Source organism: Bordetella genomosp. 7 (genome assembly GCF_002261415.1).
GTDB lineage: Bacteria > Pseudomonadota > Gammaproteobacteria > Burkholderiales > Burkholderiaceae_B > Bordetella_A.
In genome coordinates, this window is record NZ_NEVI01000014.1 from 252,787 (window position 1) to 277,464 (window position 24,678).

Genomic DNA, 24,678 nt, shown 5'->3' on the forward strand with positions numbered 1-24,678 from the left:
CCCGCGCGGCATGGGCCGGGCCGGGCTGCCGCTGCCCGCACCCGGCGCCAACGCAACGGCCGCCTGGCCGGCTGCGAACGCAAACGCGCTAAAATCCCTGCTTCAACCGCGGCGAGCGCGCACCCCGCGCCCCGCCACTGCCCTGTCTGTCCGTAGGCGCTTAGAACTCACAATGACCACTATCCTTCCCCACCTTCCCGTCGGCCAGAAGGTCGGCATTGCCTTTTCGGGCGGCCTGGACACCAGTGCTGCGCTGCTGTGGATGCGCAACAAGGGCGCGATCCCGTATGCCTATACGGCCAACCTGGGCCAGCCCGACGAGTCCGACTACGACGCCATCCCCCGCCGCGCCATGGAATACGGCGCCGAGAACGCCCGCCTGGTCGATTGCCGGGCCCAGCTGGCTGCCGAAGGCATCGCGGCCCTGCAGGCCGGCGCCTTCCACATCAGCACCGCCGGCATCACGTACTTCAACACCACGCCCATCGGGCGCGCCGTCACCGGCACCATGCTCGTGGCCGCCATGAAAGAAGACGGCGTCAACATCTGGGGCGACGGCAGCACGTACAAGGGCAACGACATCGAGCGTTTCTACCGGTACGGCCTGCTCACCAACCCCGACCTCAAGATCTACAAGCCCTGGCTCGACCAGCTGTTCATCGATGAGCTGGGCGGTCGTGCCGAAATGTCGCAATACATGCAGCAGGCGGGCTTCGACTACAAAATGTCGGCCGAGAAAGCCTACTCCACCGACTCGAACATGCTGGGCGCGACCCACGAAGCCAAAGATCTCGAACATCTGAATTCGGGCATCAAGATCGTCCAGCCGATCATGGGCGTGGCATTCTGGCGCGACGACGTCTCGGTCAAGGCCGAAGAAGTCCGGGTGCGATTCGACGAAGGCGTACCGGTTGCGCTCAATGGCGTCGAATACCCCGACCTGGTCGAGCTGCTGCTCGAGGCCAACCGCATCGGCGGGCGCCACGGCCTGGGCATGAGCGACCAGATCGAAAACCGCATCATCGAAGCCAAGAGCCGCGGCATCTACGAAGCCCCGGGCATGGCGCTGCTTTTCATCGCGTACGAACGCCTGGTCACCGGCATCCACAACGAAGACACCATCGAGCAGTACCGCGAAAACGGCCGCAAGCTGGGCCGCCTGCTGTACCAGGGCCGCTGGTTCGATCCGCAGGCCATCATGCTGCGCGAAACCGCACAGCGCTGGGTCGCGCGCGCCGTTACCGGCGAAGTGACGCTGGAACTGCGCCGTGGCAACGACTATTCCATCCTCAATACGGAATCGGCCAACCTGACCTACAAGCCCGAGCGTCTCACCATGGAAAAGGGCGATTCGACCTTCTCGCCCGCCGACCGCATCGGCCAGCTCACCATGCGCAACCTCGACATCATCGACACGCGCGAGAAGCTCCACACGTACGTCCAGACCGGCTTGCTGGCGCCATCGGCGGGCGCATCGCTGCCCCAGCTGAAAGACGCCAAGAAGTAAATTCCCCCGCGCACCCGCGTGCCCGTTCCGGGCGCGCGGAGCCGCATCGCAGGCAAGCTACAGCTCTACCTGCATCCCCATTTCTACCACCCGGTTCGGCGGTATCTTGAAGAACTTGGTGCTGCGCATTCCATTGCGCGCCATGAACGAAAACAATGCGCGGCGCCAGCGCTGCATGGCGGGCCGGCGCGCGGCCACCACGGTCTGCCTGGACACGAAGTACGACGTGCGCATAGGTTCCAGGTCAATTTCGGGACAGGCCTGCGCCACCCGCCGCAGCACGGCGGGCACATCGGGGTCTTCCTTGAACCCGTACTGCGCCACCACCTGCCAGCACGACGTGCCTATGCGGTCCAGCACATAGCGCTCGTCCGACGACACGTATGGCACGTCAGCCACCTGTATGGTCAGGAACAGTACTTGTTCATGCAGTACCTTGTTGTGCTTCAGGTTGTGCAGCAGCGCGGCGGGCACCACGCCGGGATTCATGGCCATGAAAACCGCCGTGCCGGGCACCTGGGCCGGCGGAAACTGCGCAAGACCCAGCATGAACTCCTTCAGGGGCTGATGGTCGCGCTGCTGCAGGGTGGCCAGCAATTGCCGGCCGCGCCGCCACGTCATCATCATCGTGAACACGGCCACCCCCACCAGCAGCGGCAGCCATCCGCCTTCGTGAATCTTCAACACGTTGGCGCCGAACAGCAGCAGGTCTACGATCAACAGTACGCTCAGCCCGGCCAGCCACAATGCCCGCCGCGCGCCGGCGGAGCCGCGCGGCAGCACCGCAAAAGCCAGTACCGTGGTCACCAGCATGGTGCCTGTTACCGCAAAGCCATAGGCGGCTGCCAGGTTTTCCGAGTTCCGGAATAACGCCACCAGCGCCAGCACCGCCACCAGAAGCATGGCGTTGACCTGCGGCAGGTAGATCTGCCCTTTCTCCGCCGCCGACGTATGCAGGATCTGCATGCGCGGCCAGAAGCCGAGCTGCACCGCCTGCCGCGTGACGGAAAATGCCCCGGATATCACCGCCTGCGATGCCACGACGGTGGCGATCGTTGCCAGCGCCACCAGCGGCGCCAGGGCCCAGCCCGGCGCCATCAGGAAGAACGGATTGCGAATGGCCTGGGGATCGCGCAACAGCAAGGCGCCCTGCCCGAAATAACAGAGCGCCAACGCCGGCAGAACCATCGCGAACCAGGCGCGCCGGATGGCGGGCCTGCCGAAATGCCCCATGTCGGCATACAACGCCTCGGCGCCCGTCAAGGCCAGCACCACGGCCCCCAGCAGCAGGAAGCTGCCCAGGGGAAACTCTTCGATCAGCCTGAGCGCCCAGATGGGGTTGAGCGCCTGCAACACCTGGGGCGCCTGCCAGACCTGCCACCCGCCCAGCGCCGCAAGCGAGGCGAACCACAGCGCCATCACGGGCCCGAACAGCTTTCCCATTGCGCCCGTTCCATGCGACTGGATGGCAAACAGCGACACCAGCACGGCAAGCGAGATCGGCACCACCCAGGCGTCGAACCGGTGCGACACCACGCCTATACCTTCGACGGCCGACAGCACCGAAATGGCCGGCGTGATCATGCTGTCGCCGTAGAAAAGCGCTGCGCCGAAAATGCCCAGCACGATCAGCGCCCAGCGTGTGCGGCCTTGCCGGCCGCGCACCGCCAGTTCCAGCAGGGCCAGCGTGCCGCCTTCGCCGCGGTTGTCGGCCCGCAGCACAAGCGCCACGTACTTGACCGACACCACCAGCATCAGCAGCCAGAACAATATGGACAACACGCCCAGCACATGCGCCGGGGCGAAGTCGCCAAAACTTGTCAGGCAGGCGCGCAACGTATACAGGGGGCTGGTGCCGATATCGCCATACACGACGCCCAACGCGCCCAGCATCAACATCGCTCCGGGAGTCGGCGCCTGCGCATGGCCCGACAACGGGCCGGGCCTGGGTGAAGTCATGATGCGCGGTCGTGGCGTGTCAGTTGCGCCCCTTTGCGGGGTCCGGGAAACACCACCGACAGGCGCGTGCCGGCATATTCGGGCCGGCTGGTGAGCTTCCACCAGGCGCCATGCGCCTGCGCGATCTCGCGCACGATGGCCAGTCCCAGCCCCGAGCCCCCCGCCGTGCTGCCCGGCGAGCGATAAAAAGCCTCGAATACCCGCTCGCGCTCGTCGCGCGAAATGCCGGGCCCGTCGTCTTCGACGGTCAAGGTCGGCGGGTTGACTCCCACCGTCAGGGTGATGCGTCCGCCGCCCTTGCCATAACGTACGGCGTTGTCGATCAGGTTGCCCAGCAACTCATCCAGCAGCAACGGGTCGCCGTCGATCCACACCGGCTCGTCGGGCGCCGCCAGGTCGATGGCGAACTGCGCCGCCCGGGCTTGGGGTATCCATTCAGCGCCACTGGCCCTGACCCATTCACACAGATCGATGCGCACGAAACTGTCTTGCGGGCGCACGTTGGGGTCGGCGCGCGCCAGCACCAGCAACTGCTGTCCCAGGCGTATCATGCGGTCGCTGACCGCCTTGATGCGTTCGGCGCGCGCACGCACATCGTCGGGCAAGGGCCGCGACAGCATCAGTTCGGATTCCAGGCGCAGCCCGCTCAACGGGGTGCGCAACTGGTGCGCCGCGTGGCCGATGAAGCGGCGCTGCGCCGCCAGCGAGGCATCCAGGCGGCGCAGCAGGTCGTTGGTATGGGTGACCAAGGGCTCGATCTCAACCGGCACGCCGGCCACTTCCAGCGGCTGCATATCGTCGATGGAGCGCTGCCGGATTTCATCGGACAGATGGTTGACCGAACGCAGCCCCGAACGTATACCCTGCACGATCACCCCCGCGAACACCAGCACCAGCACGGCCTGCCCCACGACCATCAGCCAGAAGAAATCCTCCAGCATCCAGCCGGCCATATCCAGTTTGTGGCTGATGACCCAAGTGGCGAGCAGGTCCAGCGCCACCAGCAGCAGGATGGGCGGAAGCAGACGTTTGACCAGATAGCGCGCCAGCGAACCGCGCCGAAGACGCCAGCGCACGGTGGCAGCGGTTGCAGTGGGAGAGTCGTGCATGGTGGGGGTCGCCGGCCGGGCCGGTGCGCAGCCGTGCCGGCCGGGCCTGTTCACGCCTGTTCGGTATCCAGCAGGTAGCCGAAGCCGCGCACCGTCTGGATACTAGCGCCGGTGCCCTCCAGCCGCTTGCGCAGGCGGTAGACGTAGACCTCGACGGCGTTCTCGCTGAAATCGGCATCCCAGGCCGACAGCGAATTGACGATCTGCCGCTTGGTGACCACCCTGCCCGCGCGCGCCATCAACATTTCGAGCACGGACAATTCGCGCACCGACAGCGACAGGCGCTGGCCGTTGGCGCGCACTTCGCGTCCTACCGTATCGAATACAAGTTGGCCGGCCTCGATCAGGGGCTGAGCCTGGCCCGCGCGGCGACGACCGAAGGCGCGTACACGCGCGGCAAGTTCGGGAAGATCGAAAGGCTTGGTGACGTAGTCGTCGGCGCCCGCATCAAGACCGGCCACGCGGTCGTCCAGGCCGTCGCGCGCCGTGACAATGAGCACGGGGATCTGGTTGCCGTCCTGGCGCAACTGGCGCAGTATGTCCAGGCCGCTGCGGCCCGGCAGGTTCAGGTCGAGCAGCAGCAGGTCGTAAGGCTGCCCCGCGAGCGCGCCCGGGGCCTTGTCTCCGTCGGCCAGCCAGTCGACCGCGTAGCCTTGGTCGGCGAGGAACTCCTGCAGCGCATGGCCCAGGGTGGTGTCATCTTCGATTACGAGGACTCGCATGTGGCGATTCTAACGCGAAGACAAAGAAACCGGCGCAAGCCCCTCGCCCGATACGATCATTTTCCCGCAGCCGGTGCTGCGGCAGCCGGGGCTGCGGCAGCCGGTGCTGCGGCGCCGGTGCCGGGCACGCCGGTGTCCGCCGCCGCGCCGTTGGGCTGCGGCGCCGTGATGAAACCGATGCGCGACAACCCCGAGCGGCGTGCGGCCGCCATGACCTTGGCCAGCGTCTCGTAGCGCGTATTCAAATCGGCGCGTATGCGAAGTTCGGGCTGCGGCTTGTCCTGCGCCAGCGTCGCGAAGCGGTTGGGCAGGTCCTCGATGGCAACCGGCTGTTCATCCCAGAACAACGCGCCCGCGGCGTCGATAGCCAGGTCGACGGTCTTGGGCTCTTCCTGCACCTGCTCCGAGCTGACCTGCGGCATATTGATGCGGATCGAGTGCGCCATCAGCGGCGCCGTGATGATGAAGATCACCAGCAGCACCAGCATCACGTCGATCAACGGCACCATGTTGATCTCCGAGACAGCGTGACTGCCCGGACCCTTGCTGTCGAAGCTGCCGAAAGCCATTACTGCGCTCCCCGGCCGGATCCGGCATGGGGCTGGCGCCGCAGTGCGCGCACCTTGCCATCGGACACGGCGACTTGCTGGCCCGTGCTCAGGAAGGCGAACAGGTCATGCGCGAAAGCGTCCAGGCGCGACAGGAAGACGCGGTTGCCGCGTACGAACGCGTTGTATGCCAGCACGGCCGGGATTGCCACCGCCAGGCCCAGGCCGGTCATGATGAGCGCCTCGCCCACCGGCCCGGCGATGCGGTTGATGGTCACGCCGTCGGCCAGTCCGATGCCCACGAGTGCGTGGTACACGCCCCATACCGTGCCGAACAGGCCGACAAACGGAGCGGTCGACCCTACCGAAGCCAGCACGGTCAGGCCGTTTTCCAGCTTGGCGGTCTCTTCATCGATGACCTTGCGCATGGTTCGCGTCACGAATTCGCCGTTGGCCCCCGTCTCTTCGAGCTTGGTGGCGCCGAATTTCGCATGATGCGCCTGCGCATGCATCGCATGGCTGGTCAGGTGCGAGAACGGGTCGCGCGCCCCGTGCGTCACGATTTCATTCTCGACCTGCTCCAGCGAGCTGGAATTCCAGAACTTGTTCAGGAACTCCGCCGAGCGGCGGCGCATGCGCACGTTGCTGACGAACTTCACCAGGATGAGATACCACGTCACCAGTGACATTACGATCAGGATGACAAACAAGGCCTTGCCGACAAAATCGCTCTGCGCGATGAAATGCAGGAAGCCCATGTCTGCCGGCACCGGCAGCGGCGTCGGCGGCGTCGTGGCAGCGGCCTGCGCCAGCGCCGGGGCCTGGCCCAGGGCGTCGGCCGCCTGCTGCGCGGCGGGCAGCGCCGCGGATGCGCCCGGCTCCACCGCGGCTGCCGCCGGGGCGGCCGCTGCCGGGGCGGCGGGCGCAGCGGGGGCGGTGCTCGCCTGCGCCACCACAATGGCGTTATGCATAGCGTTGGACATCTCAGTTCCTCATCACGAAATCGAACGGTAATTTGGCCTTGGCCGGGTACGCCACGCCATTGCGCATCAAGGGCTTGAACCGCGCCTTTCGAGCGGCGGTCAACGCCGACTCGTCAAGCCGCTCGTAGCCCGACGACTGAGCAACCGACGCGCGCTCGACCAGCCCACGGGTATTGATCTCCACCAGCACCACCACCCGCCCCTCTTCACGCAGGCGCTTGGAAGTCATGGGATACACGGGCATGGGCCGTCGGCCCATATATTCCACGCTGGACACCATGATCGGTTCGTCGGGCGGCGGCCCCTGCACGGGCGCCTGGGTCACCTGCTGCTCGCCCTGGGGCGCACCGGCCGGCGGCGGCGGCGTCTTGGGCGGCTCGACGGGCTTCTCGACCTTGGGCTGAGGTTTGGGCTTGGGTTTGGGCTTCGGCTTGGGTTTGGGTTTGGGCGCCGGCTCGGGCGCTTTTTCTACCACCGGTTCCGGCTCGGGCTCGATGATAGGCTCCGGCTCCGGCTCGGGCTCGGGCTCGACCACCGGCTCGGGCTCGGGAATAGGTTCAGGTTCAGGCTCGGGTTCGGGTTCGGGCTCAGGTTCCGGTTCGGGCGGCGGCGGCTCGACGACGGGCTCCGCCTGGGCCATCTGCGGCACGGGCGCCTCGATGACGCTGACCATGACGGCTTCGGGTTCCAGCAACTTGGGCGGGCTCTCTTCGGGCATCCAGACAATGGCAGCAACCACCGCCATGTGGGCCGCCAGCACCGCCATTGCGGCGCCAGCCCGTAAACCCAGGGATGTATGCGAACGAGTAGACCAACCGTGTTGAAGACGTGGCATGAATCAGCCGAAATGCGTCAGTGTCGGCCGGCCGCGCAACCGGCACCACGCCGGGGAACGCCGGGGCCGGCGAATTCCAAGTCCGACATAATATATTAAATGCGAATGATTCGCACATACTTTTTGAATGCGGCCACGGCCGCTCAAGCGTCCGTCCGCGTGCGGTCAATATGGCCCAGGTCCCGGCCCGGATCCAGGCAATCGCGCACCCGCTGCTTGAGCACCTTGGCGTCCGGGAACCCTCCGTCGACCGTGCGGTCCCAGATGACGCGGTCGTCGTAATGGATGCGGAACACCCCGCCCGTTCCGGGCACCAGCGCGACCGACGCAATATCGGTGCCAAAGGTCGACAGCAATTCTTGCGCCATCCATGCGGCCCGCAACAGCCATTGGCATTGGGTGCAGTACGTAATGCCGATGCGGGGACGATTCCGTGCGTTCATGAAAACTCCAGGAAAAACCAACAGGCGCGAGCCGCGCCCGCGACCGCAGTATGCGCGTATGGCCGCCGGCGGAGCAAGCGTTTCGCTGCAGCGCAGCAAGCGGCCGCAAATCGCAATACAATGCAGGCACGGCGCTCGCTGCACGGGTGCGCGCCTGGCGCCGCCGCACGGCGGGCCTTTACACCGCGGGCTCCCTCGCCCGCCCGGCCTGCCGGCTGCACTGCCGCCTGCGCCGGCCCCTGGTTCTCGACATGTCCGGTAGTTCCTCCAACTCATTCCTACGCACGCTGTGCAGCCTGCGCTGGCTGGCTATCGCGGGCCAGGCGGCGACGGTGCTGGTGGCAAGCGGCCCGCTCGGCCTGAACCTGCCCCTCGGGCCGCTCTGGAGCGGCGTCGCGGCGCTCGTGGCATTCAACCTGTACGCCATCGTGCGCGTGCGCCGCAGCCGTGGCCAAACCGGGCCGGCCGTCGCGTTCGCCCACCTGCTGGTCGATATCGTCGTATTGGCCTGGATGATCACCTGGAGCGGCGGCATCCACAATCCGTTCGGCCTGATGTTCATCATCCTGATCGCGCTGGCGGCGCTCGCATTGCCGCGCGGATGGGCGTTGGCCGCCGCCATGGCGTGCCTGGCCGGCTACGCAGCCTCGGCCATGCTCGGGCAGCCGCTGCAAGGGCAGCACGATCCCTATTCGCTGATACTGTGGGGCATAGGCGCCAGTTTTTTCATTTCTGCCATGGTGGTCCTGTATTTCTCGACCCGCCTGGCGGCGGACCTGCGCAGCCGCGAACGGGAACTGGCCGCGCTGCGCGAGCGCTTCACGCGCAATGAAGGCATCGTGGCGCTGGCCACGCACGCGGCCGCCATGGCCCACGAACTGAACACCCCGCTGGCTACCATGGCCTTGCTAGCAGATGAAATCGCCGCCGAAGCGCAAACAGATGGCCTGCGTGCCGACGCCGCCTTGCTGGGCCAGCTGCTGGCGCTTTGCCGCGAGCGCATACGCAACCTGGCGGTGCCCACCGAAGTCGATCTGGTGCGGGTAGTCAGCCAGTGGCGCCTGGTGCGCCCCACCATAGACCTGTGCCGCACCGGCGAGCTGCCCGCCAGTCTCAGGGTGGAACCTGCCATTGCCCACCTGCTGCAGGCGCTACTGAACAATGCCGCCGACGCCGGCGAAGCCGCCGGCAGCGCGCGCGTGGACCTGCATCTCGAATACCGCGACGGCGCGCTCCAGGGCGAAGTCCGCGACCATGGCCGGGGATTCGACCCCGACCATGCCCTGCTGCCGGCCACCAGCCTGTTTCATAGCGGCAAGCCCGGCGGGCTTGGCGTAGGACTCGCTTTATCGCACGCCACCGTAGAACAATTGGGCGGCGAAATGACCATGACCGCGGCCGACGGAGGAGGCGCCCGCATCCGTTTTTACCTGCCGTTTGCGCCCCGCGCGCCACGCGCCACCGGAACACCAGCATGAACCCATCCGAGCTCGGCCTGTTGATCGATGACGACGAAATCTACGTGCGCACCCTGCAGCGCAGCCTGGCGCGCCATGGCCTGGAAACCCGTATAGCCACAAGCATTGCCGAAGCCCTGCGCGTCGCAGAAGAAATCCTGCCGGCGTTCTCGCTGGTGGATCTGCGGCTGGGCGAAGATTCCGGCCTGACCCTCATCCGCCCCCTGCGCGCGCTGCGCGCCGACATGCGCATCCTGCTGGTAACCGGTTATGCAAGCGTGGCCACTGCAGTAGAAGCGATCAAGCGCGGCGCCGACGACTACCTGCCCAAGCCGGCCACCGCGCCGATGATCCTGCGCACCCTGGGCCTGGCCAAGCCCGAATCCGTCGCCATCGAATCCACCATGACGCCGCTGCACCGGCTGGAATGGGAACACATCCAGCAGGCGCTGCACGAATGCGGGGGCAACGTGTCGGCCGCCGCGCGGCTGCTGGGCATGCATCGGCGCTCGCTGCAACGCAAGCTGGCCAAGAAGCCAGGCCCCGAACGCGACCTTTCCGTGGGCTGATACATCTTCTGCCGGGTGCGACGCGTTGTCGCACCCACCCGGCGGCTCCGCGAGTCGCCTCCCCTGCGGCAACCCAGGGTTTCCCCCCATAGCGGCGGATGGCCGCCGAAAAGATGCGACTTTTCGTCGCATGTTTGCGCCGCAGCAAACTATTAGCATGGCGCCTCACCGCAAATTTGCGTTCGCGCAAAGCGTGCGCTGCGACCTTTTGCCTATCACGGCGATCCACCCTCAAGGCTGTACGTGAAACACCCCCACCTTGCCACCTGCGGGCGCATGCTCGGCATCGGTGCGCTCATGCTGCTCGGCGGCTGCACCATGGAAGTGCTCGACCCCAAGGGCGACATTGGCGCCCAAGAAAAGACCCTGATCCTGACCGCCCTGGGGCTGATGCTCCTGATTGTGGTGCCCGTCATCGCGATGACGCTGTACTTCGCATGGAAGTACCGCGCCTCGAACACCAAGGCGGTGTACATGCCGCGCTGGGCGCACTCGACCCGCATCGAAGTGGTGGTGTGGACGATCCCTTGCATCATCGTCGGCATCCTGGCCGTACTTACCTGGCGCTCGTCGCACGCGCTGGACCCCTACCGCCCCATCGAATCCACCGTCAAGCCCATCAATATCGACGTGGTGTCGCTGGACTGGAAGTGGCTTTTCATCTACCCCGACTACGACATCGCCACCGTCAACGAGATCGCCTTCCCTGTCGACGCGCCGGTGCAGTTCCGCATCACGTCGGCGTCGGTCATGAACTCGTTTTTTATTCCGCAGCTGGGCAGCCAGATCTACTCGATGGCCGGCATGGAAACCAAGCTTCACCTGATTGCGCGCGAAGCCGGCACCTACGCAGGCATTTCGGCAAACTACAGCGGCGGCGGATTCTCCGGCATGCGCTTCCAGGCCATCGCCACCTCGCAACAGGGTTTCGACGACTGGATCGCCCAGGCGCGCGCCGCCGGCAACCCGCTGACCCCGCAAACCTACGAGGCCCTGGCCCAGCCCAGCACGCATGCCGCCGTGACCCGGTATTCCAGCGCTCCTACCGGCATGTTCGACTACATCATGCATAACCAGATGAGCAAGATGGCCGGCCTGGATCCCGCCACCTGCACGCCCACCTCAAAGAATCTGATAGCAGGAAACAACTGATGTTCGGCAAACTGACCCTAGACGCCGTTCCCTACCACGACCCCATCATCCTGGGGACGCTGGTCGCGTGCGTGATCCTGGGAGCCGCCCTGGTAGGCGCGGTGACTTACTACGGCAAGTGGAAGTATCTATGGACTGAATGGCTGACGTCGGTCGACCACAAGCGCATCGGCGTCATGTACATCATCGTGGCGCTGGTCATGCTGCTGCGCGGCTTCGCCGATGCGATCATGATGCGCACCCAGCAGGCCGTGGCCGCCGGCGATGCAGCCGGCATATTGCCGCCGCACCATTATGACCAGATCTTCACCGCGCACGGCGTGATCATGATCTTCTTCATGGCCATGCCTTTCATCACCGGCCTGATGAACATCGTAGTGCCCCTGCAGATCGGCGCGCGCGACGTGGCCTACCCGTTCCTGAATTCGCTGAGCTTCTGGCTGTTCGGCGCCGGCGTCGTGCTGATGATGCTGTCGCTGTTCGTGGGCGAGTTCGCCGCGACGGGCTGGCTGGCCTATCCGCCGCTGTCGGGCCTGGATTACAGCCCGGGCGTCGGGGTCGACTACTACCTATGGGCGCTGCAGATATCAGGGCTGGGCACGACGCTCAGCGGCATCAACTTCATCGTCACCATCCTGCGCATGCGCGCGCCGGGCATGGGTCTGATGAAGATGCCCGTCTTTACCTGGACGGCGCTGGTCACCAACGTGCTGATCGTGGCCGCCTTCCCGGTGCTCGCCGCCACGCTGGCGCTGCTGACCGCCGACCGCTACCTGGGCACGCACTTCTTCACGAATGATCTTGGCGGCAACGTCATGATGTACGTGAACCTGATCTGGATCTGGGGTCACCCCGAGGTTTATATCCTGATCCTGCCGTGCTTCGGCGCGTTCTCGGAAATCGTCGCCACGTACTGCAAGAAGCCGCTGTTCGGCTACAAGTCGATGGTATACGCCACCGCGGCGATCGGCGTCCTGTCGTTCCTGGTGTGGCTGCACCACTTCTTCACCATGGGGTCGGGCGCCAACGTCAATGCGTTCTTCGGCATCATGACGATGATCATCTCGGTGCCCACGGGGGTGAAGGTCTTCAACTGGCTCTTCACCATGTACCGCGGGCGCGTGGAAATGACCTCGCCCATGCTGTGGACCGTGGGGTTCATGGTCACCTTCGTCATCGGCGGCATGACCGGCGTGCTGATGGCCATTCCCGCCGTATCGTTCGTGCTGCACAACAGCCTGTTCCTGATCGCGCACTTCCATAACGTGATCATCGGCGGCGTGGTGTTCGGCTGCATCGCCGCGATGACGTACTGGTTCCCCAAGGCCTTCGGCTTCAAACTGAACGAGCGCCTGGGCAAGTATTCGTTCTGGTGCTGGCTGGTGGGCTTCTACCTGGCCTTCATGCCGCTGTACATCCTGGGCTTCAAGGGCATGACCCGCCGGTTGAACCATTACGACAACCCCGACTGGCAACCCTATCTCATCGTCGCCCTGGTCGGCGCCTGCTTCGTGGCGCTGGGCATCTGGTTCCTGCTGCAACAAGTCTTCGTCAGCATCCGCGACCGCAAGCAGAACCTGGACATCACGGGCGACCCCTGGGGCGGCCGTACGCTCGAATGGTCGATTCCGTCACCCGCGCCGTTCTACAACTTTGCGCACGTGCCCCATGTCGAGCACCTGGACCAGCACTGGGAAAACAAGGAAAAAGGCGTGGCACACGTCCGGCCGGCCAGCTACGAAGACATCCACATGCCGCGCAATACGGCGGCCGGCGCCTACATCGGCGCCTTCGGCCTGGCCATGTGCTTCGGCCTGATCTGGCACATCTGGTGGATGGCCATCGTGGGCCTGGTCGGCATGATCGGCAGCTTCATCGTGCGCGCCTATGACCGCGACATCGATTACTACGTGCCCGCGGCCGAAGTCGAGCGCATCGAGTCCGCCCATTTTGCCAATCTATCGAAAGCCGCCTGAGCCATGACCCAAGCTGTCACCACCCTGCCCCATGGGGCCGGCCACGCCGGACACCATGACGACGGATCCAAGACCGTGTTCGGATTCTGGATCTACCTGATGAGCGACTTGCTGATCTTTTCAGTATTGTTCGCCACGTTTGCCGTGCTGTCGCAGGCCACCGCAGGCGGCCCCAAGGGCAAAGAGCTGTTCGACCTGAAGTTCGTACTTACCGAGACCATGCTGCTGCTGGTCAGCAGTTTCACCTTCGGCATGGCCATGTTGAACATGCATGCGGCCAACAAGCGCCGCGTCATCGGCTGGCTGTGGGTCACGTTCCTGTTCGGAGCGGGCTTCATCGCCATGGAAGTGTACGAATTCCACCACCTGATCAGCATCGGCGCGGGCCCGCAGCGCAGCGCCTACCTGTCGGCCTTCTTCATGCTCATCGGCACCCACGGGCTGCACGTCACGTTCGGCCTGGTGTGGATCGTGGTAATGGTGGACATGCTGCGCCGCCACGGGCTCGATTCCACCAACACCCGCCGCCTGGCATGCCTGAGCCTGTTCTGGCACTTCCTGGACATTGTCTGGATCTGCGTGTTTACCTTCGTCTATCTCATGGGAGCGCTCTGATGCCGCACCATACGACCTTTGCCGGCCACGACCGGGATCACGACGACAGCGCCGCCCATGGCACCCTGAAATCGTACCTGGTGGGCTTCGGCCTTTCGATCATCCTGACGTTGCTGTCGTTCGGCCTGGTGATGGCCGACGCCGTGCCGCAGCGCCTGGCGCTGCCCGGCATCGTGCTGCTGTGCGTCGTGCAGCTGCTGGTGCAGCTGGTGTACTTCCTGCACATGGGCGCGTCGCCCTCGCAACGCGACAACCTCTCGGTGTTCGTGTTCTCGGTATTCGTCATAGCCATCATCGTGGGCGGCTCGGCCTGGGTATTGCACAACATGAACGCCAACATGATGCATCCCATGCCCGCCGGCATGTAACCGCTGACCGCCGCAGGCAAGATGCGGCAAGTGTGCGCCGGCAGCTACGGCGAATGCATTTGCGGCATGCCTGCGGCTCCGGTATACTGCGCAGCGCGTTGCTGCCATGCAGTCGCGCGAACGGCAGAGGGGGTGCTTAGCTCAGTTGGTAGAGCGGCGCCCTTACAAGGCGTAGGTCACAGGTTCGACCCCTGTAGCACCCACCACCCCCCGCATCAAGGCACCCGGCATCGGGTGCCTTTTTGTTTGCAGTGTGGCCAAAAATACTAAAGCCCTTGAGGCCGCGCCAGGCGCCGATCAAGGGCTTCAGGGTTGCGGCGCCCCGGGCGCCGCACGATGCGTCGTCAATCAGTTGACGGCGTCTTTCAGGGCCTTGCCGGGACGGAACTTCGGCACCTTGGCCTTCTTGATCTTGATCGTTTCGCCCGTGCGCGGGTTGCGGCCCGTGCGAGCGGCGCGCGCCGAAACGGCGAACGTGCCGAAGCCCACCAGCGTGACCGTACCGCCCTTCTTGAGCGTGGTCTTGACAGCACCGATCAGGGCGTCAAGCGAACGGCCGGCAGCAGCCTTGGAAATATCAGCCTTGCTGGCGATATGATCGATGAGTTCGGTTTTGTTCATTCAGGTTTACCCCTCACGGTATTTGGTTCTGTCGGGCGCGCCGCGGCTTTCGAGTGTGGATCTCGGGTGCCGGCAGGCGGAAGAACGGACGAGTGGAATGCTTCTGGGCACTACCAAGCGCAACTGCAAAATTGCTGCGTCGCGGAGACTTTGCCGCACGCTATGGCGGCGAAGTGTCAGCGACGCAGAGACGTATTAGGCCTTGCGCCGAAGCGGCTGTCAAGAGGAAAACTAGCCAAGAACCGCGCCAATACTGGCTGACAGAGGCGCGCCGCATAAGTACATTTGCGTTCGCGCATGCCGCGCCGGCAGCACGCGTATTTCAGACTTCGGCCCAGCGGCGCAGCAGATTGTGGTACACGCCGGTGAGCTGCACAATGGACGGATGCCCTGCCGCGTCCTGGTTCAGGCGCTGGATCGCCACATCCATGTCCAGCAGCAACGCGCGCTGGCTGTCCTCGCGCACCAGGCTCTGCATCCAGAAAAACGCGCTGATGCGAGCACCCCGCGTAACCGGATTCACCTTGTGCAGACTTGTACCCGGATACAACACCATGTGCCCGGCCGGCAGCTTGACCGCACGCGGCCCGTACGTGTCGTCCACCACCAATTCGCCGCCGTCGTACGACGCCGGATCAGAGAAAAACAGGGTGGCCGACAAGTCGGTGCGCACCCGTTCGCTGGAGCCGGGCACGGCGCGCACGGCATTGTCGACGTGATAGCCGAAAGCCTCGCCACCTTCGTAGCGATTGAACAACGGCGGGAATATCTTGCGGGGCAGCGCCGCCGACATGAAGAGATTGTTGGCCGACAGCCGCTGCAGAATCTGGTTGCCCAACTCCTGGGCAAGCGGATGCTGCTCGGGCAGCTGCCTGTTGCGCTTGACCTGGGCCGACTGGTGGCCGGCGGTGGCGCGGCCGTCTACCCAGTCGGCCTCTTGCAGGCGACGGCGGATCTGCGCCGCTTCCTCGGCGCTGAAAACTTCTGCAATGTGTATAAGCATGACAAGCCTGCGAGCAGGACGGCGCGAATTACGCCAGACAGGCCGATAGCGCCTGGTCGAAGTCGTGCAGCAGGTCCGCCTGGTCTTCAATGCCCACGGACACCCGGATCAGGCTGTCCGAAATCCCCATCTCGGCGCGACGCGCCGCCCCCATCTCGTAATAGATGGTGTGCGCCGCGGGTAGCGCCAGGCTGCGCGTGTCGCCCAGATGCGTGGCCATCAGCACGACCTTCAGGCGATTCAGGAAATCAAAACAATCCACGCCCGCAGCCAGCTCAATGCCCAGAAGCCCGCCATATCGTTGTCCGAAAAGTTCGGCGGCCCGCTGGTGCTGTGGATGGCTGGGCAGGCCCGGGTAATGCACTTTCGACACGCCCGGATGCGCGTCGAGCATGCGGGCCAGGGCCAGCGCATTGCTGCAATGCGCCGCCATGCGCAGCGCGAGCGTCTCGGAACCGATGGCGATGCGATGCGCCGAATCGGCCGACAAGGTGCCGCCCATATCGCGCAGGCCCTTTTTCTTGATCTGCAACAGCCCCCAGCCGGTAGGCGGCCCCTTGCGGTAGCTGTCGTGGATGTTCGGATAGTTCGACCAGTCGTACAGGCCGGTGTCGGTGATGGCGCCGCCCAATGCATGACCATGCCCGCCTATGTATTTGGACAGCGAATTCATCACCAGCGACGCCCCCACCGAGCGTCCCTGCAGCAACCAGGGCGAGGTCAGTGTGTTGTCGACCATATACACCAGCCCCCGCTCGCGGCAGAGTGCGCCGATGCCGGCCAGGTCGGCCAGCTGGGTGCCGGGGTTGGCGATGGTTTCGGTAAACACCATGCGGGTATTGGGCCGCAGTGCGGCCCGCACCTGCGCCACGTCGGTGGGATCCACGTAGCTGACTTCGACGCCGAGTTCCGACAGCGTGCCCAGCAGGCTGTTCGTGTTGCCGAAAACATAGTGGCTGGACAACAGGTGGTCGCCCTTGCGCAGCAGTGTCGAAAACACCGCGGCCAGCGAAGCCATGCCCGTGGCGAAGGTAACCGTGCCGGCGCCCTGCTCCATGCCGGTGATCTTCGCTTCCAGCGCGGTGGTGGTGGGCGTGCCCTGCCGTCCGTACGTAAAGCCTGCCTTGCCCTGGAACACGGCGGCCAGTTCGCGCGCGTCTTCGTAGGCGAACTCGGACGACGTATGGATGGGCTGGTGCACAGCGCCATGCTCAACGGCGCGCTGACGGTCGGAATGAAGAATGGCGGTGGTAAAGCCGATCTGGTGCATGATGAAATAGGAATCTAGGCGGCGCGTTGCGCCACAAGGGAATGGGCCCGGCGCAGAAAGTTTACTCCTGGCGCTGGCGCACGGCCTCGTACAGGCATACGGCGCTGGCCACGCTGACGTTCAGGCTCTCCACCGATCCCAGCATGGGGATGTTGACCAACTGGTCGCAGGTTTCGCGCGTCAGGCGGCGCATTCCCTCGCCTTCGGCTCCCATTACCCAGGCCAGCGGCTGGCGCGCATCGACGGCATGCAGGCTGTCGGTGGCCTGGTCGTCGGTGCCCACCACCCATATGCCGCGCTCTTTCAGCGCGCGCAAGGTGCGCGCAAGGTTTGTGACGGTTATGTACGGAACCGTATCGGCGGCGCCGCACGCCACCCGCTGCACGGTGCTGTTCAACCCCACCGCCCGGTCGCGCGGCGCCACGACTGCGTGCACGCCCGCGGCATCGGCCGTGCGCAGGCAGGCGCCAAGATTGTGCGGGTCGGTCACGCCGTCCAGCACCAGCAACAGCGCGGGCCCCTCTATCGTGTCCAGCACTTCGTCCACGTCCACGGCCAGCTGACGTTGGTCGGCCAGGGCGACCACGCCCTGGTGGCGGGTGCCGCGCGCCAGGCCATCGAGCCGCTCGGCAGACACCGGATGCACGCGCCGCCCCGCGCGTTCGGCCTGCTCCAGGAATGCCAGCATGCGCTTGTCGCGACGCGATGCCTCGACGTAGATGTCTTTGACTGAGTCGGGCGCGTGGCGCAACCGCGCCACCACCGCATGAAATCCCGCCAGGACTTGGGCCGACGCCATGAAACTTTCACCTTAATCTTGGGTAACGGAAGGCCGGCCGCCAAGGGCCGGCTGCCCCGGCGCGCCCGGGGACATTTCCGCCATGTTACTGCGTGCGCAAGCCGCGCGCCGGCGGCGCGCCAAGGCACGCCGCCGGCCTGGGGAGCATCAGCGCCGCGTGCGCGAGGCTGTCTTGGTGGCCGCGCCGCGCTTCTTGGCCGCTGGCGCCGGCTTGGCAGCCTTCTTGGCCTCGGCGCGCCGCTGCTTGGCGGTCTGGCCCTTCAGCGCCTCGGGCTTGGGCGCGGCGGCCTTCTTGATCTTGCGCGGCTCGTCGGGGTTGCGCGAAGCTGCCTTGCGCAGCGCCTCGAAGCTGGTGCCCTTGACCAGCCGGAACTCGATGCGGCGCGCTTCCAGATCGACACGCGACACCTGCACCTGCACCTTGTCGGTAAGCCGGTAGCGCATGCCTGTGCGCTCGCCGCGCAGTTCATGCAGCGATTCGTTGAACTGGAAATACTCGCCGCCCAACTCGGAAACGTGCACCAGGCCTTCCACGTGCAAGGTGTCCAGCGTCACGAACACGCCGAAACTCGCCACGCCGGTCACCGTACCGCTGAAATCCTCGCCCACGCGCTCTTTCACGAACCAGCACTTCAGCCAGGCCTCGACATCGCGCGAAGCCTCGTCGGCGCGCCGTTCGCTGGCCGACAGCAGCAGGCCGAGCTTTTCCCAGGTGGCGTGCTCGTGCTCGCGCTGGGTGCGGCCAATCACCACGGGCTGGTCCTCAAGACCCGGGACGTAGCGCTTGCCGGCCAGCAACGCCTTGATCACCCGGTGCGTCAGCAGGTCGGGATAACGACGGATGGGCGAAGTGAAATGGCTGTAGGCGGGATACGCCAGGCCGAAATGGCCGACGTTCTCGGGGCTGTAGATTGCCTGCTGCATCGACCGCAGGCACATCGTCTGCAGCAGCTGGAAGTCCGGCCTGCCGCGCACGCTGTCAAGAAACTCGCCGTAATCCTTGGCGGTGGGGTCGTCGCCGCCGCCAAGCGCAAGGCCCATGGTGCGCAGGAACTCGCGCAGCGATGTCAGCCGTTCGGGCGTGGGGCCTTCATGGATGCGATACAGGCCGGGATGCTTGCTGCGCACCATAAAATCGGCCGCGCAAGTGTTGGCGGCCAGCATGCATTCTTCGATGAGCTTGTGCGCGTCGTTGCGCACCACGCCCACGATCTGTTCGATGCGGCCCAGCTCATTGCAGACGATCTTCGTCTCGACGGTGTCGAAATCGATCGCCCCGCGCTTTCTGCGCTGTTGCGACAGCAGCTGGTAGAGCTCGTGCAGATGGCGCACGTGCGGCATGAGGTCGCCCAGCGCATGCGCCACCGGGCCTCCCGGCTGCTGCAGCGCCTCCCAGACCTGCGTGTAGGTGGTGCGCGCATGCGAATTCATCACCGCGTTGTAGAACTGGTAGGCAGTGACGGTGCCCGCCTTGGCCCCGCTGGCCGGTATCACCATGTCGCAGACCAGCACCAGGCGGTCGACCTGCGGGTTCAGCGAACACAGGCCGTTGGACAGCGATTCCGGCAGCATGGGGATGACCCGCCTCGGGAAATACACGCTGGTGCCGCGCTCGATCGCGTCGCCGTCCAGCGCATCGCCCGGGGTCACGTAATGGCTGACGTCGGCGATGGCCACCAACAGCCGCCAGCCGGGGCGCTTGCGCGCAGCCGTGCCGAGCTCCACCGGCTCGCAGTACACGGCGTCATCGAAATCGCGCGCATCCTCGCCGTCGATGGTGATCAGCGGCACGTCGCGCAGGTCGATGCGGTCTTTCAGGTCCGCCTTGCGCACCACGTCGGGCAGCCGCGCCGCCTGGCGGGCGGCAGGCTCCGAGAACTCGACCGGCACGTCGAACTTGCGCACCGCAATTTCGATTTCCATGCCCGGGTCGTCGATTTCGCCCAGCACCTCGGCGACGCGGCCCAGGGGCTGTGTATGGCGGGTGGGCTGCTCGATGATCTGCACCGACACCACCTGGCCATGCTGCGCCCCGTTGGTATCGCTGGGCGGAATCAGAATATCGTGCTTGATGCGCTGGTCTTCGGGCACGACGATAGACAGCCCGTGCTCATGCAGAAAGCGGCCCACCAGCTTGTTGGTGCGCCGCTCGATCACCTCGACGATCGTGCCTTCGGGCTTGCCGCGGTATTCGCCCGAAGGCTTCACCAGCACACGGTCGCCATGCAGCACCTTGAGCATCTCGCGCGGCGACAGGAACAGGTCCGGCCCGCCATCATCGCGCAGCAGGAAGCCGAAACCATCGCGATGCCCTTGCACCTTGCCGGCCACGAAATCAAGCTTGGTGGCAAGCAGCAGCACCCCCTTGCGGTTGGGCATCAGCTGGCCATCTCGCTCCATGGCCGCCAGGCGGCGCTCGAAACCCACCAGGGTTTCCGGCCGCAGCACATCCATGCGTTCGGCCAGCTCGACCGGCGACAATGGCGCCCCCGCCGAACGCAGGGTTGCAAGAATAGCCTCGCGGGACGGGACGTCGGGGTCGAAATCCGGAGGCGTTTCGGGCAATACGAATCCTGATCTGCCGTTGTTATTGTTGTTTGAATCTTTGTTCGATCGTTTTGCCAAAGTTGGAAATCCTGTATATAATCTTTTGCTTCTGTGGTCTGCCCAAGGCTGATCACTGCAGCGAGACCTTATGGTAAACCACGTAGCGCGTTGCCAGTAATTGCAGCGTATCACACTACACCGTAAGTTTTGCTCAGTGCCCAGGTGGCGGAATTGGTAGACGCGCATGGTTCAGGTCCATGTGCCGCAAGGTGTGGAGGTTCGAGTCCTCTCCTGGGCACCACGGAATTCCGGCAATTCGGCACAACCGAATGCCAACCCAGCCCCCGGCAGCCTCAGGCTCCCGGGGGTTGTTTTTTGTCCACTGCGCCTGCTGCGCCCCGCTGCTCAGTCCGTATCTTGCCGTCCGCGCAGCGCGCGCGGGCCGGCGCGCCGCACATGGTCGCGCTCGTAGCGCGCACGCCCCATGGCGGAAATCTGGCCCGCCACCAGCGCCTCGAACGGCTTGAGCAGCGCGTCGTATGAGCGCGGCGACTCCAGCGCCTGCAGCGCGGCGGCAATCGCCTCGATGGTCGACAGCGCGCCCGGCTCCCCCGCATGACGCACCCGGTAGCGCGAGGTCAGCCCCGGCGGCAACGTGACGCGCGGCAACTCGGCCAGGCTGGCGTGCCTGGCAAGCAATTGGCGCGCGTGGCGCCAAGTACCGTCGGGCACCACCAGCACGCGTGGCGCCGCGTCCGGTGGCGTCGCGCCGGGCGTCAGCGCCTGCGCAGTCTCGCCGGGAAAAAGCAGGCAGGGTTCATACCCGGGAATCCGCCACAGGCCGGGGTCGAATTCCGTTCCTGCGTGCAGGCCGGCATTGCGCAGGCCCAGCACAGCCAGGCGCGCGGTATTGAGCGCATGACGCGCCTCATCCGGATGTTGCAGCACCACCACGCGCGTGCGGCTGTCCAGGTCCGGAATCAGCGGACACAGGCAATGCGCCTGCGGCCGCTGGCAGCGCATGCAAACGGGCCGCCTTCCGGCGCCCAAGTTGCGCGCCGTCTGAAAAGTGTGCATAATGCGCGTCCTCTGATATTCAAACGCGATTAAACAACACCGCGCCCGAATAACAGCGCCCAGGTGGCGGAATTGGTAGACGCGCATGGTTCAGGTCCATGTGCCGCAAGGTGTGGAGGTTCGAGTCCTCTCCTGGGCACCAATTACTACATCGCGTTTACCTGCGCGATGCGCCAGAAACCCGATCGTCCTGCCGGACGCTCGGGTTTTTTTATTGCCCGGCGCAGGTCTGCGCCGGTGCTGCCGGGCGGCCCGCTCGCCTAGCCGGCCAAATTTCGGCTCATGGCAACGTGGCTGATACCGGCTTCCATGAATTCGTCTCCCTGCGCGACAAAGCCGTGGGCTTCGTAAAAGTGGCGGGCGTGGGTCTGGGCGTGCAGCACCAGCATCCGATGCCCATCGCCCCGCCCTTGCGAAATCAACGCATCCAGCACCTGCCCGCCGACTCCGGCGCCGCGCAACGCCTTGCGCACCGCCATGCGGCCGATGTGGCCGTCGGGCAAGAGCCTGCCGGTTGCGACCGGCGTGCCCCGCTCATCGTAGGCCACCGCATGCACGGAAACGGCGTCGTTGTCATCGAGTTCGATGTCGGGCGCAACGCCCTGCTCCACCACGAAAACTTCGTGTCGTACCACATAGGCGTCATCGCGCAGGCGGTCCCAGGTTCCCAGAACGATGCGGATGGCGGGCGAAGTCGGCATGGCAGATCTCCAGAAGTCGATGAGGGCGTTCGCGCCCACGCACAGGCGTAGATTTTCGCAGGCAACGCGGCTGGCGCAAACCCGCCGGCACAGTAGAATGTGCGCTCTTTTCGCCCCCGCCATTTCATGGACGCCGTCGTCACCGCCGCCCTGCCGGTATTTGCCCTGATCCTGACTGGCTGGCTGGCCGCCCGCCTGGGGGTGCTGGGCGCCGCGGCAACCGACGCCCTGAACCGCTACGTTGTTTATCTGTCTCTGCCGGCCCTGCTGTTTCGGGCAATGGCCAACGCCGACACCGGCCAGGTGCCGTGGGGGTTCGTGGCGTCGTTCGCGGGCGGCATTGCGATCACGTTTGCCGCGGCATGCCTGCATCCCGGGCGACGCCGCCAGGGCCTGACCGACCTCGCCATCGAAGGGCTGGCGGCTTCGTACACCAACGCGGGCTATATGGGCATTCCGCTGTGCCTGGCGCTGCTCGGGCCCGCCAGCCTGGCTCCGGCTGTCATCACCACCCTGTTGACGGCCTGTGGCCTGTTCGGCGTGGCAATCGCCCTGATCGAGTTCGATCAGCATCGTGGCCGCCACTTGGGCATCACGCTCGCGAAAGTCATGCGCGCCCTGGCGCGCAACCCGCTGCTGATCGCGCCGCTGCTCGGGCTGGCCTGCGCCGGGTCCGGTGTTTCGCTGCCCGTGGGGCTGGATCGTTACGTGGAATTGCTGGGCGCTTCTGCCAGCCCCTGCGCACTGGTCACGATAGGTTTGTTCCTGGCGCAGGCGCGGCCCGGCGGCCACAATGCCACCGTTGCGCGACTGGTCGCGGGCAAGCTGTTGCTGCAGCCGGCTGCCACGGCACTGTTTGCGTTTGTCATATTCCCCCAGCCTGCGCTATGGGCGTGGTGCGCCGTGCTGATGGCCGCCCTTCCCATCGGCACCGGGCCTTTCATGCTGGCCCAGATGTACGGCCGGGACGCCCGCGCCGCATCCCGGGCCATCCTGGTTTCCACCTTGCTGTCAGTGGTGACCGTCAGCCTGCTGGTTGCCTGGATCAGCACCCGCGAACTCTCGTGACCGTCGTTCCCATGCTGCTGCCCGCTTTCATCTTCATCGCTACGCTTACCTTCGTCATCTGGCAGCCGCGCGGCCTGGGCATCGGCTGGAGCGCCAGCGCCGGCGCCGCGCTGGCGCTGGCCACCGGCGTGGTGCACCTGGCCGACGTCGCGGCGGTCTGGCAGATCGTATGGAACGCAACGGCCACCTTCATTGCCATCATCATCACCAGCATCATCCTGGATGCGGCGGGTTTCTTCGAATGGGCGGCGCTGCACGTGGCCCGCTGGGGCCGGGGCCGTGGGCATTGGCTGTTCGCGCTGGTCGTGCTGCTGGGCGCGGCGGTGTCGGCGCTGTTTGCCAACGATGGTGCGGCGCTGATCATGACTCCCATCGTCATGGAAATGCTGCTGGCGCTGGGGTTCGGGCCCGGCGCGACGCTGGCTTTCGTCATGGCCGCGGGATTCATCGCCGACACGGCCAGCACGCCGCTGGTGGTGTCCAACCTGGTCAATATTGTCTCGGCGGATTTCTTCGGGATCGGTTTCGGCCGCTATGCGTCTGTAATGGTGCCCGTCAACTTTGCGGCCGTAGCCGCCACCCTGGCGGTACTGTTTCTATACTTCCGCCGCCACATTCCGGCCCGCTACGATGTGTCGCAGCTGCCCGCTCCCCGCTCGGCAGTGCGCGACCCCGTCACGTTCCGCGCCGGGGTGGCAGTGCTGGTGCTGCTGCTTGGCGGCTTCTTCGTGCTGGAGCCCCTTGGCGTCCCTGTCAGCGCCATCGCCGCCGCCGGCGCGCTCATCCTGCTGCTGGTGGCCGGACGCCAGCACATCGTCGGCACACGTCGCGTCATGCGCCAGGCGCCCTGGCACATTGTGGTCTTTTCGCTGGGCATGTACCTGGTGGTGTATGGCCTGCGCAATGCCGGCCTTACCGCGCACCTGGCGGAACTGCTCGATGCCTTTGCCGAAATGGGCATATGGGGCGCGGCGCTGGGCACGGGCGTGGTGACGGCCTTTCTCGCCTCGGTGATGAACAACCTGCCCGCAGTGCTGGTGGGCGCGCTGGCCATTGCCGACACCGGCGCCACCGGCGCGGTGCGCGACGCCATGATCTACGCCAACGTCATCGGCACCGACCTGGGCCCCAAGATCACCCCCATAGGCAGCCTGGCCACGCTGCTTTGGCTGCATGTGCTGGCCCGCAAGGGCTTGCGGATCACCTGGGGCTATTACTTCAAGACGGGCATCGTGCTCACGCTGCCGGTGCTGCTGGTGACGCTGGCTGCACTGGCAGTGCGGCTGACATACTACTGATCTCGCCGCATCTGGTGGTAAGGTTGCCGTCATCCTCCACAGGAGACACAC

Annotated in this window: 23 protein-coding genes and 3 tRNA genes; 12 read left to right on the forward strand and 14 right to left on the reverse strand. The window is 65.4% G+C overall.

Translation table 11 applies throughout. The features are described 5' to 3' along the window. The first annotated feature begins 172 nt into the window (after positions 1-172). Positions 173-1,507, forward strand: a complete 1,335-nt coding sequence (gene argG / locus CAL18_RS08110; RefSeq protein ID WP_026638031.1) for an argininosuccinate synthase — start codon at positions 173-175, stop codon at positions 1,505-1,507. A 57-nt stretch (positions 1,508-1,564) separates the two neighbouring features. Here argG and CAL18_RS08115 read toward each other — a convergent pair whose 3' ends face one another. The 7 genes from CAL18_RS08115 to CAL18_RS08145 form a co-directional block, all read right to left on the reverse strand. Then, entirely contained in the window at positions 1,565-3,466 is a 1,902-nt protein-coding gene (locus CAL18_RS08115; protein ID WP_026638032.1) for a potassium transporter Kup, read from the reverse strand. Then, on the reverse strand, positions 3,463-4,575 hold the full coding sequence (locus CAL18_RS08120; protein ID WP_094817655.1) for a sensor histidine kinase: 1,113 nt from the start codon (positions 4,573-4,575) through the stop codon (positions 3,463-3,465). Before CAL18_RS08120 ends, CAL18_RS08115 begins: the two co-directional genes overlap by 4 nt. Positions 4,576-4,625: 50 nt before the next feature. Further along, entirely contained in the window at positions 4,626-5,297 is a 672-nt protein-coding gene (locus CAL18_RS08125; RefSeq protein ID WP_094796659.1) for a response regulator transcription factor, read from the reverse strand. Between the two features lie 56 nt (positions 5,298-5,353). Next, complete coding sequence (locus CAL18_RS08130; RefSeq protein WP_094817656.1) at positions 5,354-5,866, reverse strand: ExbD/TolR family protein; 513 nt, start codon at positions 5,864-5,866, stop codon at positions 5,354-5,356. After that, entirely contained in the window at positions 5,866-6,828 is a 963-nt protein-coding gene (locus tag CAL18_RS08135; RefSeq protein WP_094817657.1) for a MotA/TolQ/ExbB proton channel family protein, read from the reverse strand. The genes CAL18_RS08130 and CAL18_RS08135 overlap by 1 nt, the downstream gene beginning before the upstream one ends. Position 6,829: 1 nt before the next feature. Next, positions 6,830-7,663 carry an energy transducer TonB gene (locus tag CAL18_RS08140; protein WP_026638037.1) on the reverse strand — a complete coding sequence of 278 codons (834 nt, stop codon included), beginning with the start codon at positions 7,661-7,663 and terminating at the stop codon, positions 6,830-6,832. Positions 7,664-7,806: 143 nt separating this feature from the next. Further along, positions 7,807-8,106: a SelT/SelW/SelH family protein gene (locus CAL18_RS08145; protein ID WP_026638038.1), complete on the reverse strand. Its 300-nt coding sequence runs from the start codon at positions 8,104-8,106 to the stop codon at positions 7,807-7,809. A 251-nt stretch (positions 8,107-8,357) separates the two neighbouring features. Here CAL18_RS08145 and CAL18_RS08150 point away from each other — a divergent pair, with 251 nt between their 5' ends. From CAL18_RS08150 to CAL18_RS08180, 7 genes are all read left to right on the forward strand, one after another. Beyond that, positions 8,358-9,584, forward strand: a complete 1,227-nt coding sequence (locus tag CAL18_RS08150) for an ATP-binding protein (RefSeq protein ID WP_094817717.1) — start codon at positions 8,358-8,360, stop codon at positions 9,582-9,584. After that, positions 9,581-10,132 (forward strand): response regulator transcription factor, encoded by a 552-nt coding sequence (locus CAL18_RS08155; protein WP_026638040.1) that lies wholly within the window; start codon positions 9,581-9,583, stop codon positions 10,130-10,132. The genes CAL18_RS08150 and CAL18_RS08155 overlap by 4 nt, the downstream gene beginning before the upstream one ends. Before the next feature lie 243 nt (positions 10,133-10,375). Next, positions 10,376-11,284 carry a ubiquinol oxidase subunit II gene (gene cyoA / locus CAL18_RS08160; protein WP_094817658.1) on the forward strand — a complete coding sequence of 303 codons (909 nt, stop codon included), beginning with the start codon at positions 10,376-10,378 and terminating at the stop codon, positions 11,282-11,284. After that, positions 11,284-13,260 (forward strand): cytochrome o ubiquinol oxidase subunit I, encoded by a 1,977-nt coding sequence (cyoB, locus tag CAL18_RS08165; protein WP_094817659.1) that lies wholly within the window; start codon positions 11,284-11,286, stop codon positions 13,258-13,260. Before cyoA ends, cyoB begins: the two co-directional genes overlap by 1 nt. Positions 13,261-13,263: 3 nt before the next feature. Next, entirely contained in the window at positions 13,264-13,875 is a 612-nt protein-coding gene (cyoC, locus tag CAL18_RS08170) for a cytochrome o ubiquinol oxidase subunit III (protein WP_094817660.1), read from the forward strand. Beyond that, on the forward strand, positions 13,875-14,243 hold the full coding sequence (cyoD, locus tag CAL18_RS08175; protein WP_094817661.1) for a cytochrome o ubiquinol oxidase subunit IV: 369 nt from the start codon (positions 13,875-13,877) through the stop codon (positions 14,241-14,243). Before cyoC ends, cyoD begins: the two co-directional genes overlap by 1 nt. A gap of 130 nt (positions 14,244-14,373) precedes the next feature. Further along, positions 14,374-14,449: transfer RNA gene (locus CAL18_RS08180), tRNA-Val, on the forward strand. A gap of 142 nt (positions 14,450-14,591) precedes the next feature. Here the strand turns inward: CAL18_RS08180 and CAL18_RS08185 are convergent. The 5 genes from CAL18_RS08185 to rnr form a co-directional block, all read right to left on the reverse strand. Beyond that, a complete protein-coding gene (locus tag CAL18_RS08185) occupies positions 14,592-14,864 on the reverse strand; it encodes an HU family DNA-binding protein (protein ID WP_003812968.1) in 273 nt (90 codons plus the stop codon). Between the two features lie 322 nt (positions 14,865-15,186). Continuing rightward, entirely contained in the window at positions 15,187-15,867 is a 681-nt protein-coding gene (locus tag CAL18_RS08190) for a Fe2+-dependent dioxygenase (RefSeq protein WP_094817662.1), read from the reverse strand. Positions 15,868-15,895: 28 nt separating this feature from the next. After that, positions 15,896-17,137 carry a cystathionine gamma-synthase family protein gene (locus tag CAL18_RS08195; protein ID WP_026638046.1) on the reverse strand — a complete coding sequence of 414 codons (1,242 nt, stop codon included), beginning with the start codon at positions 17,135-17,137 and terminating at the stop codon, positions 15,896-15,898. Positions 17,138-17,198: 61 nt separating this feature from the next. Beyond that, positions 17,199-17,936: a 23S rRNA (guanosine(2251)-2'-O)-methyltransferase RlmB gene (gene rlmB / locus CAL18_RS08200; protein WP_026638047.1), complete on the reverse strand. Its 738-nt coding sequence runs from the start codon at positions 17,934-17,936 to the stop codon at positions 17,199-17,201. A gap of 147 nt (positions 17,937-18,083) precedes the next feature. After that, a complete protein-coding gene (gene rnr / locus CAL18_RS08205) occupies positions 18,084-20,561 on the reverse strand; it encodes a ribonuclease R (RefSeq protein ID WP_026638048.1) in 2,478 nt (825 codons plus the stop codon). 138 nt (positions 20,562-20,699) lie between these two features. Between rnr and CAL18_RS08210 the strand changes: the two genes are divergently transcribed. Continuing rightward, positions 20,700-20,784, forward strand: a tRNA-Leu gene (locus tag CAL18_RS08210). Positions 20,785-20,888: 104 nt separating this feature from the next. Here the strand turns inward: CAL18_RS08210 and CAL18_RS08215 are convergent. Further along, positions 20,889-21,506: a tRNA-uridine aminocarboxypropyltransferase gene (locus CAL18_RS08215; RefSeq protein WP_038851878.1), complete on the reverse strand. Its 618-nt coding sequence runs from the start codon at positions 21,504-21,506 to the stop codon at positions 20,889-20,891. A 111-nt stretch (positions 21,507-21,617) separates the two neighbouring features. Here CAL18_RS08215 and CAL18_RS08220 point away from each other — a divergent pair. Then, a tRNA-Leu gene (locus tag CAL18_RS08220) sits at positions 21,618-21,702 on the forward strand. A 118-nt stretch (positions 21,703-21,820) separates the two neighbouring features. On the opposite strand, the gene CAL18_RS08225 is transcribed toward CAL18_RS08220, so the two are convergent. Beyond that, complete coding sequence (locus CAL18_RS08225) at positions 21,821-22,261, reverse strand: GNAT family N-acetyltransferase (protein ID WP_026638050.1); 441 nt, start codon at positions 22,259-22,261, stop codon at positions 21,821-21,823. A 126-nt stretch (positions 22,262-22,387) separates the two neighbouring features. Here CAL18_RS08225 and CAL18_RS08230 point away from each other — a divergent pair, with 126 nt between their 5' ends. Beyond that, complete coding sequence (locus tag CAL18_RS08230; protein ID WP_094817663.1) at positions 22,388-23,329, forward strand: AEC family transporter; 942 nt, start codon at positions 22,388-22,390, stop codon at positions 23,327-23,329. Between the two features lie 11 nt (positions 23,330-23,340). After that, the gene (locus tag CAL18_RS08235) at positions 23,341-24,627 is read left to right on the forward strand and encodes an arsenic transporter (RefSeq protein ID WP_026638052.1); all 1,287 of its coding nucleotides are present in this window, start codon (positions 23,341-23,343) and stop codon (positions 24,625-24,627) included. Positions 24,628-24,678: the final 51 nt, after the last annotated feature.

Excerpts from the sequence above, each read along its gene's own strand:
- argG (WP_026638031.1), top strand. The coding sequence starts at position 173 with ATGACCACTATCCTTCCCCACCTTCCCGTCGGCCAGAAGGTCGGCATT.
- CAL18_RS08115 (WP_026638032.1), bottom strand. The coding sequence starts at position 3,466 with ATGACTTCACCCAGGCCCGGCCCGTTGTCGGGCCATGCGCAGGCGCCG.
- CAL18_RS08120 (WP_094817655.1), bottom strand. The coding sequence starts at position 4,575 with ATGCACGACTCTCCCACTGCAACCGCTGCCACCGTGCGCTGGCGTCTT.
- CAL18_RS08125 (WP_094796659.1), bottom strand. The coding sequence starts at position 5,297 with ATGCGAGTCCTCGTAATCGAAGATGACACCACCCTGGGCCATGCGCTG.
- CAL18_RS08130 (WP_094817656.1), bottom strand. The coding sequence starts at position 5,866 with ATGGCTTTCGGCAGCTTCGACAGCAAGGGTCCGGGCAGTCACGCTGTC.
- CAL18_RS08135 (WP_094817657.1), bottom strand. The coding sequence starts at position 6,828 with ATGTCCAACGCTATGCATAACGCCATTGTGGTGGCGCAGGCGAGCACC.
- CAL18_RS08140 (WP_026638037.1), bottom strand. The coding sequence starts at position 7,663 with ATGCCACGTCTTCAACACGGTTGGTCTACTCGTTCGCATACATCCCTG.
- CAL18_RS08145 (WP_026638038.1), bottom strand. The coding sequence starts at position 8,106 with ATGAACGCACGGAATCGTCCCCGCATCGGCATTACGTACTGCACCCAA.
- CAL18_RS08150 (WP_094817717.1), top strand. The coding sequence starts at position 8,358 with ATGTCCGGTAGTTCCTCCAACTCATTCCTACGCACGCTGTGCAGCCTG.
- CAL18_RS08155 (WP_026638040.1), top strand. The coding sequence starts at position 9,581 with ATGAACCCATCCGAGCTCGGCCTGTTGATCGATGACGACGAAATCTAC.
- cyoB (WP_094817659.1), top strand. The coding sequence starts at position 11,284 with ATGTTCGGCAAACTGACCCTAGACGCCGTTCCCTACCACGACCCCATC.
- cyoC (WP_094817660.1), top strand. The coding sequence starts at position 13,264 with ATGACCCAAGCTGTCACCACCCTGCCCCATGGGGCCGGCCACGCCGGA.
- cyoD (WP_094817661.1), top strand. The coding sequence starts at position 13,875 with ATGCCGCACCATACGACCTTTGCCGGCCACGACCGGGATCACGACGAC.
- CAL18_RS08185 (WP_003812968.1), bottom strand. The coding sequence starts at position 14,864 with ATGAACAAAACCGAACTCATCGATCATATCGCCAGCAAGGCTGATATT.
- CAL18_RS08190 (WP_094817662.1), bottom strand. The coding sequence starts at position 15,867 with ATGCTTATACACATTGCAGAAGTTTTCAGCGCCGAGGAAGCGGCGCAG.
- CAL18_RS08195 (WP_026638046.1), bottom strand. The coding sequence starts at position 17,137 with ATGCACCAGATCGGCTTTACCACCGCCATTCTTCATTCCGACCGTCAG.
- rlmB (WP_026638047.1), bottom strand. The coding sequence starts at position 17,936 with ATGGCGTCGGCCCAAGTCCTGGCGGGATTTCATGCGGTGGTGGCGCGG.
- CAL18_RS08215 (WP_038851878.1), bottom strand. The coding sequence starts at position 21,506 with ATGCGCTGCCAGCGGCCGCAGGCGCATTGCCTGTGTCCGCTGATTCCG.
- CAL18_RS08225 (WP_026638050.1), bottom strand. The coding sequence starts at position 22,261 with ATGCCGACTTCGCCCGCCATCCGCATCGTTCTGGGAACCTGGGACCGC.
- CAL18_RS08230 (WP_094817663.1), top strand. The coding sequence starts at position 22,388 with ATGGACGCCGTCGTCACCGCCGCCCTGCCGGTATTTGCCCTGATCCTG.
- CAL18_RS08235 (WP_026638052.1), top strand. The coding sequence starts at position 23,341 with ATGCTGCTGCCCGCTTTCATCTTCATCGCTACGCTTACCTTCGTCATC.